General features: G+C 51.3%; 10 protein-coding genes, 2 tRNA genes and 2 rRNA genes. 4 read left to right on the forward strand and 10 right to left on the reverse strand.

Annotated features, from left to right (window positions below):
- Positions 1-198 precede the first annotated feature (198 nt).
- The 4 genes from EHV07_RS20990 to EHV07_RS21005 form a co-directional block, all read right to left on the reverse strand.
- Positions 199-3,105 (reverse strand): 23S ribosomal RNA (locus tag EHV07_RS20990).
- A gap of 205 nt (positions 3,106-3,310) precedes the next feature.
- Positions 3,311-3,386 (reverse strand) — tRNA-Ala (locus tag EHV07_RS20995).
- Positions 3,387-3,537: 151 nt separating this feature from the next.
- Positions 3,538-3,614 (reverse strand) — tRNA-Ile (locus tag EHV07_RS21000).
- 74 nt (positions 3,615-3,688) lie between these two features.
- Positions 3,689-5,231: ribosomal RNA gene (locus tag EHV07_RS21005) — 16S ribosomal RNA — on the reverse strand.
- The 16S and 23S rRNA genes sit together here with 2 tRNA genes alongside, the layout of an rRNA operon.
- Before the next feature lie 516 nt (positions 5,232-5,747).
- Between EHV07_RS21005 and EHV07_RS21010 the strand changes: the two genes are divergently transcribed.
- On the forward strand, positions 5,748-6,302 hold the full coding sequence (locus EHV07_RS21010; protein WP_147200062.1) for a gamma carbonic anhydrase family protein: 555 nt from the start codon (positions 5,748-5,750) through the stop codon (positions 6,300-6,302).
- On the opposite strand, the gene EHV07_RS21015 is transcribed toward EHV07_RS21010, so the two are convergent.
- From EHV07_RS21015 to dprA, 6 genes are read right to left on the reverse strand one after another with little or no spacing between them, the layout of a single operon-like run.
- Complete coding sequence (locus EHV07_RS21015; protein ID WP_147200063.1) at positions 6,278-6,529, reverse strand: DUF1488 domain-containing protein; 252 nt, start codon at positions 6,527-6,529, stop codon at positions 6,278-6,280. The genes EHV07_RS21010 and EHV07_RS21015 overlap by 25 nt on opposite strands.
- Positions 6,526-7,341, reverse strand: coding sequence for a shikimate dehydrogenase (gene aroE, locus EHV07_RS21020; RefSeq protein ID WP_147200064.1), 816 nt, complete (start codon positions 7,339-7,341; stop codon positions 6,526-6,528). The genes EHV07_RS21015 and aroE overlap by 4 nt, the downstream gene beginning before the upstream one ends.
- Before the next feature lie 11 nt (positions 7,342-7,352).
- Entirely contained in the window at positions 7,353-7,925 is a 573-nt protein-coding gene (gene tsaC / locus EHV07_RS21025; protein ID WP_147200065.1) for an L-threonylcarbamoyladenylate synthase type 1 TsaC, read from the reverse strand.
- Positions 7,915-8,472 carry a type I DNA topoisomerase gene (locus EHV07_RS21030; protein WP_147200066.1) on the reverse strand — a complete coding sequence of 186 codons (558 nt, stop codon included), beginning with the start codon at positions 8,470-8,472 and terminating at the stop codon, positions 7,915-7,917. Before EHV07_RS21030 ends, tsaC begins: the two co-directional genes overlap by 11 nt.
- 24 nt (positions 8,473-8,496) lie before the next feature.
- Entirely contained in the window at positions 8,497-8,970 is a 474-nt protein-coding gene (gene smg / locus EHV07_RS21035) for a DUF494 family protein Smg (RefSeq protein WP_147200067.1), read from the reverse strand.
- The gene (gene dprA / locus EHV07_RS21040) at positions 8,942-10,066 is read right to left on the reverse strand and encodes a DNA-protecting protein DprA (RefSeq protein WP_147200691.1); all 1,125 of its coding nucleotides are present in this window, start codon (positions 10,064-10,066) and stop codon (positions 8,942-8,944) included. The genes smg and dprA overlap by 29 nt, the downstream gene beginning before the upstream one ends.
- Positions 10,067-10,184: 118 nt before the next feature.
- Here dprA and def point away from each other — a divergent pair, with 118 nt between their 5' ends.
- From def to rsmB, 3 genes are read left to right on the forward strand one after another with little or no spacing between them, the layout of a single operon-like run.
- Positions 10,185-10,694 carry a peptide deformylase gene (gene def / locus EHV07_RS21045; RefSeq protein WP_147200068.1) on the forward strand — a complete coding sequence of 170 codons (510 nt, stop codon included), beginning with the start codon at positions 10,185-10,187 and terminating at the stop codon, positions 10,692-10,694.
- Between the two features lie 24 nt (positions 10,695-10,718).
- Positions 10,719-11,663 (forward strand): methionyl-tRNA formyltransferase, encoded by a 945-nt coding sequence (fmt, locus tag EHV07_RS21050; RefSeq protein ID WP_147200069.1) that lies wholly within the window; start codon positions 10,719-10,721, stop codon positions 11,661-11,663.
- 43 nt (positions 11,664-11,706) lie between these two features.
- On the forward strand, positions 11,707-12,996 hold the full coding sequence (rsmB, locus tag EHV07_RS21055; protein ID WP_147200070.1) for a 16S rRNA (cytosine(967)-C(5))-methyltransferase RsmB: 1,290 nt from the start codon (positions 11,707-11,709) through the stop codon (positions 12,994-12,996).
- Positions 12,997-13,001: the final 5 nt, after the last annotated feature.

The raw sequence follows: 13,001 nt of genomic DNA on the forward strand, positions 1-13,001 counted from the left end.
TCTTTCGCTCCGTGGCCGCGTTGGCCGCGCTTGTAAAGTCAGTCACATACTTCAGTATGCTCCTTCCTTCACGGCACTTGCCGCCTTGCCACAAAGCAAAATCCCACGGACCGGGGTCCGCAGAACAGATAAATCTTTATCCGGTTCAAGCTGAAAATCTTTGCGTCTCTCCACGCTACAGAACGCTTCTGGCGTTGTAAGGTTAAGCCTCACGGGTCATTAGTACCGGTTAGCTCAACGCATCGCTGCGCTTACACACCCGGCCTATCAACGTCGTAGTCTTCAACGTCCCTTCAGGTGGCTTAAAGCCACAGGGAGAACTCATCTCGAGGCAAGTTTCGCGCTTAGATGCTTTCAGCGCTTATCTTTTCCGCACTTAGCTACCGGGCAGTGCCATTGGCATGACAACCCGAACACCAGTGGTGCGTTCACTCCGGTCCTCTCGTACTAGGAGCAACCCCTCTCAATTCTCCAGCGCCCACGGCAGATAGGGACCGAACTGTCTCACGACGTTCTAAACCCAGCTCGCGTACCACTTTAAACGGCGAACAGCCGTACCCTTGGGACCTACTTCAGCCCCAGGATGTGATGAGCCGACATCGAGGTGCCAAACACCGCCGTCGATATGAACTCTTGGGCGGTATCAGCCTGTTATCCCCGGAGTACCTTTTATCCGTTGAGCGATGGCCCTTCCATTCAGAACCACCGGATCACTATGACCTGCTTTCGCACCTGCTCGAGCCGTCACTCTCGCAGTCAAGCCAGCTTATGCCATTGCACTAACCTCACGATGTCCGACCGTGATTAGCTGACCTTCGTGCTCCTCCGTTACTCTTTGGGAGGAGACCGCCCCAGTCAAACTACCCACCAGACACTGTCCCCACGCCGGATCACGGCGCCAGGTTAGAACATCAAACGTTAAAGGGTGGTATTTCAAGGTTGGCTCCACGCAGACTGGCGTCCACGCTTCAAAGCCTCCCACCTATCCTACACATCAAGGCTCAATGTTCAGTGTCAAGCTGTAGTAAAGGTTCACGGGGTCTTTCCGTCTTGCCGCGGGTACACTGCATCTTCACAGCGAGTTCAATTTCACTGAGTCTCGGGTGGAGACAGCCTGGCCATCATTACGCCATTCGTGCAGGTCGGAACTTACCCGACAAGGAATTTCGCTACCTTAGGACCGTTATAGTTACGGCCGCCGTTTACCGGGGCTTCGATCAAGAGCTTCTCCTTGCGGATAACCCCATCAATTAACCTTCCGGCACCGGGCAGGCGTCACACCGTATACGTCCACTTTCGTGTTTGCACAGTGCTGTGTTTTTAATAAACAGTTGCAGCCAGCTGGTATCTTCGACTGGCTTCAGCTCCGGGAGCAAGTCCCTTCACCTACGCGCCAGCGTGCCTTCTCCCGAAGTTACGGCACCATTTTGCCTAGTTCCTTCACCCGAGTTCTCTCAAGCGCCTTGGTATTCTCTACCTGACCACCTGTGTCGGTTTGGGGTACGATTCTGTGTTACCTGATGCTTAGAGGCTTTTCCTGGAAGCAGGGCATTTGTTACTTCAGCACCGTAGTGCCTCGTCATCACGCCTCAGCCTTAAAGAGTTCCGGATTTGCCTGGAACTCAAGCCTACACGCTTAAACCGGGACAACCGTCGCCCGGCCAACATAGCCTTCTCCGTCCCCCCTTCGCAGTAACACCGAGTACAGGAATATTAACCTGTTTCCCATCGACTACGCCTTTCGGCCTCGCCTTAGGGGTCGACTCACCCTGCCCCGATTAACGTTGGACAGGAACCCTTGGTCTTCCGGCGAGCGGGCTTTTCACCCGCTTTATCGTTACTTATGTCAGCATTCGCACTTCTGATACCTCCAGCAGACCTCACAGTCCACCTTCGACGGCTTACAGAACGCTCCCCTACCCAACAACGCATAAGCGTCGCTGCCGCAGCTTCGGTGCATGGTTTAGCCCCGTTACATCTTCCGCGCAGGCCGACTCGACCAGTGAGCTATTACGCTTTCTTTAAATGATGGCTGCTTCTAAGCCAACATCCTGGCTGTCTGTGCCTTCCCACATCGTTTCCCACTTAACCATGACTTTGGGACCTTAGCTGGCGGTCTGGGTTGTTTCCCTCTTCACGACGGACGTTAGCACCCGCCGTGTGTCTCCCGTGATAACATTCTTCGGTATTCGCAGTTTGCATCGGGTTGGTAAGCCGGGATGGCCCCCTAGCCGAAACAGTGCTCTACCCCCGAAGATGAGTTCACGAGGCGCTACCTAAATAGCTTTCGGGGAGAACCAGCTATCTCCCGGTTTGATTGGCCTTTCACCCCCAGCCACAAGTCATCCGCTAATTTTTCAACATTAGTCGGTTCGGTCCTCCAGTTAGTGTTACCCAACCTTCAACCTGCCCATGGCTAGATCACCGGGTTTCGGGTCTATACCCTGCAACTTAACGCCCAGTTAAGACTCGGTTTCCCTGCGGCTCCCCTATACGGTTAACCTTGCTACAGAATATAAGTCGCTGACCCATTATACAAAAGGTACGCAGTCACCCAACAAGTAGGCTCCCACTGCTTGTACGTACACGGTTTCAGGTTCTGTTTCACTCCCCTCGCCGGGGTTCTTTTCGCCTTTCCCTCACGGTACTGGTTCACTATCGGTCAGTCAGGAGTATTTAGCCTTGGAGGATGGTCCCCCCATATTCAGACAGGATATCACGTGTCCCGCCCTACTCATCGAACTCACAGTAAGTGCATTTTTGTGTACGGGAGTATCACCCTGTACCCTGCGACTTTCCAGACGCTTCCACTAATGCACAAACTGATTCAGGTTCTGGGCTGTTCCCCGTTCGCTCGCCGCTACTGGGGGAATCTCGGTTGATTTCTTTTCCTCTGGGTACTTAGATGTTTCAGTTCCCCAGGTTCGCCTCGCAACACTATGTATTCATGTTGCGATGATGCACCGTAGTGCACCGGGTTTCCCCATTCGGGTATCGTCGGTTGTTGCGGTTCATATCACCTTACCGACGCTTATCGCAGATTAGCACGCCCTTCATCGCCTCTGACTGCCAGGGCATCCACCGTGTACGCTTAGTCACTTAACCTCACAACCCACAAGCGTCCCGAAAGACACTGCTGTTGTAAGCATTTGAGAGACTCGAACACATCGTTTTGTTTATCCTTATTACGGAGGATAAACACGACGTGTCGTTTCAATTTTCAGCTTGTTCCGGATTGTTAAAGAGCAAATATCTCAAACGTGACTCACCTTACGGTAAAATCAGTTTTGAGATAGTTCAGTAAACTGCATGGTGGAGCTAAGCGGGATCGAACCGCTGACCTCCTGCGTGCAAGGCAGGCGCTCTCCCAGCTGAGCTATAGCCCCATACAGTTACTGCAGAGACCATCTACTACCACTCACCAGGAGTCACATTTCCACTTTCGTGAACATGTTAATTTCTTCTCAGGCAAGGCATGTGAGAGGGAAGTTTATGCTTATAAACGACCGAACACATAACGCAGCATGAGATGAAATTTGGTAGGCCTGAGTGGACTTGAACCACCGACCTCACCCTTATCAGGGGTGCGCTCTAACCACCTGAGCTACAAGCCTGTAGAGGTTTTTTCTGCTCGTTACTTTTCTATCAGACAATCTGTGTGAGCACTACGCGGGAAAGTATCTTCAGGTAAGGAGGTGATCCAACCGCAGGTTCCCCTACGGTTACCTTGTTACGACTTCACCCCAGTCATGAATCACAAAGTGGTAAGCGCCCTCCCGAAGGTTAAGCTACCTACTTCTTTTGCAACCCACTCCCATGGTGTGACGGGCGGTGTGTACAAGGCCCGGGAACGTATTCACCGTGGCATTCTGATCCACGATTACTAGCGATTCCGACTTCACGGAGTCGAGTTGCAGACTCCGATCCGGACTACGACGCACTTTATGAGGTCCGCTTGCTCTCGCGAGGTCGCTTCTCTTTGTATGCGCCATTGTAGCACGTGTGTAGCCCTACTCGTAAGGGCCATGATGACTTGACGTCATCCCCACCTTCCTCCGGTTTATCACCGGCAGTCTCCTTTGAGTTCCCACCATTACGTGCTGGCAACAAAGGATAAGGGTTGCGCTCGTTGCGGGACTTAACCCAACATTTCACAACACGAGCTGACGACAGCCATGCAGCACCTGTCTCACGGTTCCCGAAGGCACTAAGGCATCTCTGCCAAATTCCGTGGATGTCAAGAGTAGGTAAGGTTCTTCGCGTTGCATCGAATTAAACCACATGCTCCACCGCTTGTGCGGGCCCCCGTCAATTCATTTGAGTTTTAACCTTGCGGCCGTACTCCCCAGGCGGTCGACTTAACGCGTTAGCTCCGGAAGCCACTCCTCAAGGGAACAACCTCCAAGTCGACATCGTTTACGGCGTGGACTACCAGGGTATCTAATCCTGTTTGCTCCCCACGCTTTCGCACCTGAGCGTCAGTCTTTGTCCAGGGGGCCGCCTTCGCCACCGGTATTCCTCCAGATCTCTACGCATTTCACCGCTACACCTGGAATTCTACCCCCCTCTACAAGACTCTAGCCTGCCAGTTTCAAATGCAGTTCCCAGGTTAAGCCCGGGGATTTCACATCTGACTTGACAGACCGCCTGCGTGCGCTTTACGCCCAGTAATTCCGATTAACGCTTGCACCCTCCGTATTACCGCGGCTGCTGGCACGGAGTTAGCCGGTGCTTCTTCTGCGGGTAACGTCAATTGCTGAGGTTATTAACCTCAACACCTTCCTCCCCGCTGAAAGTACTTTACAACCCGAAGGCCTTCTTCATACACGCGGCATGGCTGCATCAGGCTTGCGCCCATTGTGCAATATTCCCCACTGCTGCCTCCCGTAGGAGTCTGGACCGTGTCTCAGTTCCAGTGTGGCTGGTCATCCTCTCAGACCAGCTAGGGATCGTCGCCTAGGTGAGCCATTACCCCACCTACTAGCTAATCCCATCTGGGTTCATCTGACAGCGAGAGGCCCGAAGGTCCCCCTCTTTGCTCTTGCGAGGTTATGCGGTATTAGCTACCGTTTCCAGTAGTTATCCCCCTCTGTCAGGCAGATCCCCAGACATTACTCACCCGTCCGCCACTCGTCACCCAAGGAGCAAGCTCCTCTGTGCTACCGTTCGACTTGCATGTGTTAGGCCTGCCGCCAGCGTTCAATCTGAGCCATGATCAAACTCTTCAATTAAAAGTTCGATTTGCTGCAACAAGTGCAGCGATGCTCAAGTGTAAAACGTCATAATGAATTTTCATTATGTGTTCACTCTTAAGACTTGATATTTTTTGACACCCGAAGGTGTCTTGATATCAATCCTGCGAGTGCCCACACAGATTGTCTGATAAATTGTTAAAGAGCGTTGCGAACAGTGCCTTAGCTTCCTGTCGCGAGGTGGCGTATATTACGCTTTCCTCCTTCAGAGTCAACTTCTTTTTGAGAAGTTTTTCTCCGGCGATTCAGCTTCCTGAACCTCCTGAACCGGCGGGCTGTAAGCCGTTGTGCCGTCTCAGTGGTTGCGCATTATAGGGATCCGTTCAGATAGCACAACCCTTTTTTCGATCTTTTCTTTCGACCGTTCTTTTTTCATCCTCTTTGACGAATAGTCAGACGATCTGCGCAAAAATACCGCTTATTTGACCCGGGTTATTGATCGTTATTGCTGTGTCGCACTACGCTTCAGGGATCATATTGCTGAGGGAAAGTGTTATGTCGACAAATTTGCGATCTTATAAAGGTACATTTCCGCAATCAGGTAACCGTGTAATGGTCGATGCTTCGAGTGTAGTAATCGGCGAAGTTGAGTTACAGGACGATGTGAGCATCTGGCCACTTGTTGCAATACGCGGTGATGTTCATAAGGTGAAGATCGGTAAACGCAGTAATATTCAGGATGGCTGCGTGCTGCATGTTACCCACAGGTCGTCCACCAATCCGGAAGGTTACCCACTTATCATTGGTGAAGATGTCACTGTAGGGCATAAAGCGATGCTACACGGTTGCACCATCGGCAATCGGGTCTTAGTCGGTATGGGGTCGATTCTGCTGGATGGCGTAATAGTAGAAGATGACGTGATGATTGGCGCTGGAAGCTTGGTGCCGCCGGGAAAACATCTGGCAAGCGGCTACCTCTACTTAGGTAGCCCGGTGAAACAAATCCGTCCGCTGACAGAATCCGAGATCGCCGGATTGCTCTATTCTTCCAACAACTATGTTCGCTGGAAAAATGAGTACCTGGATCAGGAGAGCCACACCCAGCCCTGATCGTTTTCCTGTTCTGCCTTTATTGCAGCCTCAGCTTCATCTTCCAGATCCCAGCGGTAGCGGCAAAAGATTTCCAGCGCTGTCTGCTCTTTACCGTAGCGGCGGATCAATGATTCGCCGCCGATCGCGCAAACGATCTGAAAGCCATTGACCAGCGCAACAAAGCAGACCGCGCTGACAGATTCGTCCCACCATTCGCGATCCGGGAACTGAATTGCCTGATTCACGCCTTTAATTCCGCTTTGAGCGTGGCAATAACTGGTGCGACATCAGGTATTACCTCATGCCACAGAAAGAAAGAATACGCCGCCTGTCCTACCAGCATGCCCAGGCCATCGGCGATCTGAGTTGCACCATGCTGCTGGCACCATTGTAAAAAGGGTGTCTGGCCAGCCTGATAAAACATGTCGTAACAACGGACCGTGCTACCGATCAACGTCCTGGGCAAGGCCGGTATTCCTCCAGTAACGCCGCTGGAGGTCGCATTGATAATCAAATCGTACTCTGCTTCAAGCCTGTCCATTGCCTGGGCACGAATCTCTCCCGCATGCTTAAAAATAGTCGCCAGCATCTCTGCTTTATTTAGCGTGCGGTTAGTAATAGTCAACGAACAGCCAAAAGAAAGCAGAGGCAGGATAACCCCTCTGGCCGCCCCACCAGCGCCCACCAGTAAGATACGATCGCCCGGCTTGATCAGTTGTTGTCTTTCCAGATCCCTCAGCAGGCCAATACCATCGGTATTATCGCCAAGCAATCGCCCATCCTCTAACTTCTTAATGGTGTTTACCGCACCGGCAAGAGAAGCCCGCTCAGTCAGCTCATCCACCAGCTCATAAGCTTGTTCTTTGAAAGGTAACGTAACATTCGCACCAACGCCGTCGCGGGCCAGAAAATCCGCTATTGATTGAGCAAAGCCATCAACAGGTGCGCAGATACGTTCATAAGGATGCGGGATCCCTGTTTGCTGAGCAAACATCTGATGAATGCGTGGCGATTTGCTATGGCTAATCGGATTACCAAAGACGGCGTAGTTTTGCATTGTATTCCCCGTTATCCCTGACGAATAAGCTCGCCAGTTAAGGCATCGCGAATTTCTGATGGATTATTACGCCCCCCGGTTTCTCCCTGCAATACGGGGAATTCGTCACCAAACTGTTGATGAACTTCTGCCGCCGTCCGACAAGGCGCTAATCCAGTTAGATTGGCACTGGTCGAAACTAACGGTTTGTTAAATGCACGGCAAAGCTGCTGAACATCAGGATGGTTGCTGACCCGCACCGCAATAGAAGTAAACCGTCCGGTTAGCCAAACTGGCATTGCTGTACTGGCCGGGACAACCCAGGTAACCGGCCCCGGCCATGAAGAAAACATTTTCTCTTTTTGCTGCGGAGTCAGCTGTTGCTCATCAATATAAGGCTGCAGCTGCTGGTAATCTGCGGCAATCAGGATTAAGCCTTTTTCTACCGGGCGCTGTTTTAACGCTAACAGTGCCATAACTGCCGATTCACTATCTGGATCGCATCCCAGGCCGAATACCGCCTCGGTTGGATAAGCAATAACGGCTCCCTGCCTTACTTGTGTCACGCAGCTCTTCAAAGAGCCTGCCAAAAGATCATTCTTCACTACTGTTTCCTGCTGTTACTGGCTTACCGCAAGCTTTACTGGCACAAAAACGTTTTGCACCGCGCGCGGTCTTTTTTTCTATAAGAAGAGGGAAATGGCAAAAAGCACATTCGCCAGCCACGGGCTTAAAATTCACTGCGAACTGACAATCAGGATAGCGATCGCAGGCGTGAAAAGTTTTACCATAACGTGAGCGGCGCTGGACCAGTTTGCCCTGTGAACATTGAGGACAGGAGAGCGTAGTTTCATCGGGTTTATCGATAAGCTCTGTATGCTCACATTCGGGATAATTGCTGCAGGCGATAAACATGCCATAACGTCCCTGGCGCAAAACCAGAGTGGACTGGCATACAGAACAATGTTGCCCTTCCAACACTTTCACTACATGTCCCTCAACCTGACTTTTCAGTGGACGAATATAGTCACACTCAGGGTAAGCAGAGCATCCAAGGAAAGCACCGTGTTTACCGGAGCGGATGACTAACTCCGCTCCGCATTGTGGGCAAGGTTCATTTTTTCGCACAGCGAAAAGCGCTGTTTTATTCATAGCTTTATTACCCGAAGAGGATCTTCAGTGCACTGTTCCTTCATTGGCATCGAAAAGAAGTTCTTCCATTTGCTGGTAGGCATTTTCACACCCGGGAATATTGAACAATACCATCAGCACCACCCACTTCAGATCTTCAAGATCGAAATCCAGCGTATCAAGCGCCATTATACGCTCAATGACCATCTCTCGGGTTTCCAGATTAAGCACCTGGATCTGTTCCAGAAACAAAATGAAGCCACGGCAATTCGCGTCCAGGCGCTGGCTTTCTTCCTCTGTATAAATCCTGACAGAAAGTGGATCGTTCGCCAGCAGAATCGGGGCGACTAAACCGTCCTGATAATCGGCCAGTTTTTCCAACCAGTTCAACGCATTATTAATGTCCCCACGATGAAAACCAGCATCGGTTAAATCGTCCGTCAACTTATCCTGATCAACCTGCATTTCTGCTTCGTTGTGGATATACGTTTCAAACAGATACATCAGTACGTCGAACATGGCTTGCCCTCCTCAATCGGACATAGCCGCCGGGTACAGCTGTAATCCAGCCTGCTAATTCCAACTCAAGCAGCTTAGCTACGATGGCTGGCACAGGCTGGCAGGCACGTTCAGCGACGACATCAACAGGTGTAACCTCATCTCCTACGTTAGCCAACACATCAGCAAATGGCAATGGAGGATTACCCTCCTCTGCCGAATATATTATTGAAGTTTGTGGGTCAGGTAACCATTTCAGGTCACTTTGCAGTTGTTCAAGGATGGTATTGGGATGGCTGACCAACAACGCACCCTGTTGAATAAGCCAGTGGGTCCCTTCACTGCCTGGATTACCGATAGCCCCGGGTACCGCATAAACCTCACGATTCTGCTCGAGCGCCAGCTTTGCCGTAAGCAGAGAGCCGCTCTTTATAGCTGCTTCAATCACCAGTACACCAAGGCTCAATCCACTAATGATTCTGTTGCGATACGGAAAGTTAGAGGCATGCGGCCTGACCGGCAAGGAAAATTCAGAAATTACAGCACCGCCACCAGCGATAATGTCTCTGGCAAGGGATGCATGCCGCTGAGGATAAATACTCCGGAGTCCGTTTCCCAATACGGCCAGCGTTTTGCCGTTCGTCGCCAGCGCTGCGCGATGAGCAATACCATCGATACCCAGCGCCAGGCCGCTGGTGATGGTGATGCCACTTAACGCAAGTGCCTCTGCAAAATGGGTGGCCCAGTTACGGCCATAAGGTGAGCAGTCACGACTGCCGACAACAGCAATTTGCGGCGTAGCCAAAATATTAGGATCGCCGTCAACATAGAGCATTGCCGGGAAGTTAGTGATGTTTCTTAACCGTTCGGGATAACGAGAATCATCACAGGTAATGAGATGATGATGTGGATGTTCCAGCCATGCCTCGGTTTGCGCCACAAGCTGCCGGTCGAAATGCCAAAAGGCCTGACGCTGTTCGGATTGCAATCCGGCTTCACACAGCTCTTTCTCTTTAACAGAAGTGAAACGCTGCAGTTGCACCGCGGCTTTTACCTGCTGATGGTTTCGTAAGCCTTTTACCCCTGACAGACGTAACCAAATCTCCGTTGGCGTCATGTTGCCTTCCCTGCTCTGGCCTTTCCTTAACGTAGCGGCAATGCTGTCAATCATGGCCCGGAATGTCTACAATAAGAGGAATAAATCTTTTATCCCTTGAACACAGATCTGGAAAGTTATGTCAGTTTTGCAGGTATTACATTTTCCTGACGATCGCCTGCGCATCGTTGCGAAACCCGTTAAAGAAGTGAATGCCGATATCCAGCGTATCGTCGATGATATGTTTGAAACCATGTACGCTGAAGAAGGCATTGGGCTGGCTGCAACGCAGGTTGATATCCATCAACGCATTATCGTTATCGATGTTTCTGAAAATCGTGACGAGCGGTTAGTGCTGATCAATCCTGAACTGCTGGAAGAAAGCGGCGAAACGGGTATTGAAGAAGGCTGCCTCTCTATCCCGGAACAGCGAGCGCTGGTTCCACGCGCTGAAAAAGTAAAAATTCGGGCGTTGGATCGTGATGGCAATAGCTACGAGCTTGAGGCTGATGGTCTGCTTGCGATTTGTATCCAGCATGAAATGGATCACCTCGTCGGCAAGCTGTTTATCGATTACCTCTCGCCTATGAAGCGTCAGCGCATCCGTCAGAAGCTGGAAAAATTATATCGCCAGCATGCCCGGGACTGATTAGCATCTGAAGAAGGGAACTGCGTGTCCGACTCATTAAATATTATCTTTGCCGGTACACCTGACTTTGCAGCGCGTCATCTTGACGCGCTGCTGTCATCAAGCCATAACGTCGTCGGCGTTTTTACTCAGCCCGACCGTCCTGCTGGCCGGGGCAACAAGCTCACGGCAAGTCCGGTAAAGCAGCTGGCTGAACAACACAATATTCCGGTGTTCCAACCCAAATCATTACGGCCTGAAGAAAATCAGCAGAGGGTTGCCGACCTCAACGCCGATGTGATGGTCGTCGTAGCTTATGGTTTGATTTTACCGAAGCCAGTACTGACGATGCCGCGTCTCGGCTGTATCAACGTGCATGGTTCGCTGCTGCCGAAATGGCGCGGCGCGGCGCCTATTCAGCGCTCCCTGTGGGCGGGCGACGCTGAAACCGGCGTCACCATTATGCAAATGGACGTCGGTCTTGATACCGGTGATATGCTGCACAAACTTGCCTGCCCAATTGAGCCGACTGATACCAGCACTACGTTATATCAAAAACTGGCTGAATTAGGTCCTGCTGGCATGTTGACAACGCTTAGCCAGTTAGCTGATGGCACAGCGAAACCTGAAGTGCAGGATGAAACACGGGTTAGCTATGCAGAGAAGCTTAGTAAAGAAGAGGCAAAACTGGACTGGACGCTTTCGGCAGTTCAGCTGGAACGTTGCATCCGCGCCTTTAATCCGTGGCCGGTGAGCTATTTCACCATTGATGAACAACCCGTCAAGGTGTGGAAAGCGTCGGTGCTACCACATGTGGCTAAACAGCCTGGCGAAATTGTGCAGGCAGATAAGAAAGGTATTCAGGTCGCGACTTCTGAAGGCGTATTGAATATCGAGGAGCTACAGCCTGCCGGTAAAAAAGCGATGACAGCTCAGGACCTGCTGAATTCCCGCCGTGACTGGTTCACTCCAGGTAATATTCTTGCCTGATACTACGCCCGGTGCGATATCGGGCGTCTTAAATGCGATTCTTATGAAAAAAAATACCAATTTACGCGCGCTGGCCGCCCAGACTATTGAAAAAGTGGTTGAACAGGGACAGTCGCTGAGCAACGTCCTGCCTGCGGCTCAGAAAACAATTGCCGATAAAGACGCCGCGCTTTTACAAGAAATTTGCTATGGCGTGCTACGCACTCTGCCGCAGCTGGAATGGATTATCAGCCAGCTGATGGAACGTCCCATGACGGGAAAACAGCGCGCGCTTCATTTCCTGATTATGGTCGGTCTGTATCAGCTCATGTTTACTCGTATCCCGCCTCATGCAGCCCTTGCGGAAACGGTGGAAGGCGCAGTTGCGCTTAAGCGTCCGCAGCTTAAGGGATTAATAAACGGCGTACTGCGTCAATTCCAGCGTAAGCAGGAAGAATTAACGCAGGAGATGAACCGGGGCGACCAACAGTACTTGCATCCGAAATGGTTATTGACGCGTCTTAAACAGGCGTGGCCGCAGCAATGGCAAAAAATCGTTGAAGCCAATAATCAACGTCCACCAATGTGGCTGCGCGTTAACCGGCAGCATCATACTCGTGATGCCTGGCTTACCCTGTTGCAGGAGTCCGGTAAAAATGCGGAACCGCATCCTGAACATCCTGATGCGCTACGACTTGAAGCGCCCTGCTCCGTTGCTCAACTTCCCGGTTTTGAAACAGGATGGGTAACAGTACAAGATGCTTCTGCTCAGGGATGTGTGGCACTGCTTGATCCTCAAAACGGCGAAGTGATTTTAGATCTTTGTGCCGCGCCAGGCGGGAAAACCACGCATATTCTTGAAGCCGCGCCTGAAGCCCGTGTTATGGCCGTCGATATTGATGCGCAGCGTCTTGCCCGAGTCACTGAAAACTTGCAGCGGCTTAATATGACGGCCGATGTAAAGCTGGGCGATGGATGTACGCCTAAAAAATGGTGTGGTGATACCCAATTCGATCGTATTTTGCTGGATGCTCCCTGTTCGGCTACGGGCGTCATACGACGTCATCCGGATATCAAATGGCTTCGCCGCGATCGGGATATTGCAGAGCTCGCCGCTTTGCAGCAGCAAATCCTTGAGGCTATCTGGCCGCATTTGAAACCTGGCGGCACTCTGCTTTATGCTACTTGTTCAATCCTGCCTGAAGAGAACCATTTGCAGGTTGCAGCTTTCCTTGAGCGTCATGAAGATGCCATGTTGAAAGGAACCGGTAGTGATCAACAGCCAGGATTACAGGTATTTCCCGATCCGCTCGGTGGCGACGGGTTCTTCTATGCCAAACTGCTAAAAAAATAAACGTC

The organism is Pantoea sp. CCBC3-3-1 (assembly GCF_007981265.1).
Lineage (GTDB): Bacteria > Pseudomonadota > Gammaproteobacteria > Enterobacterales > Enterobacteriaceae > Erwinia.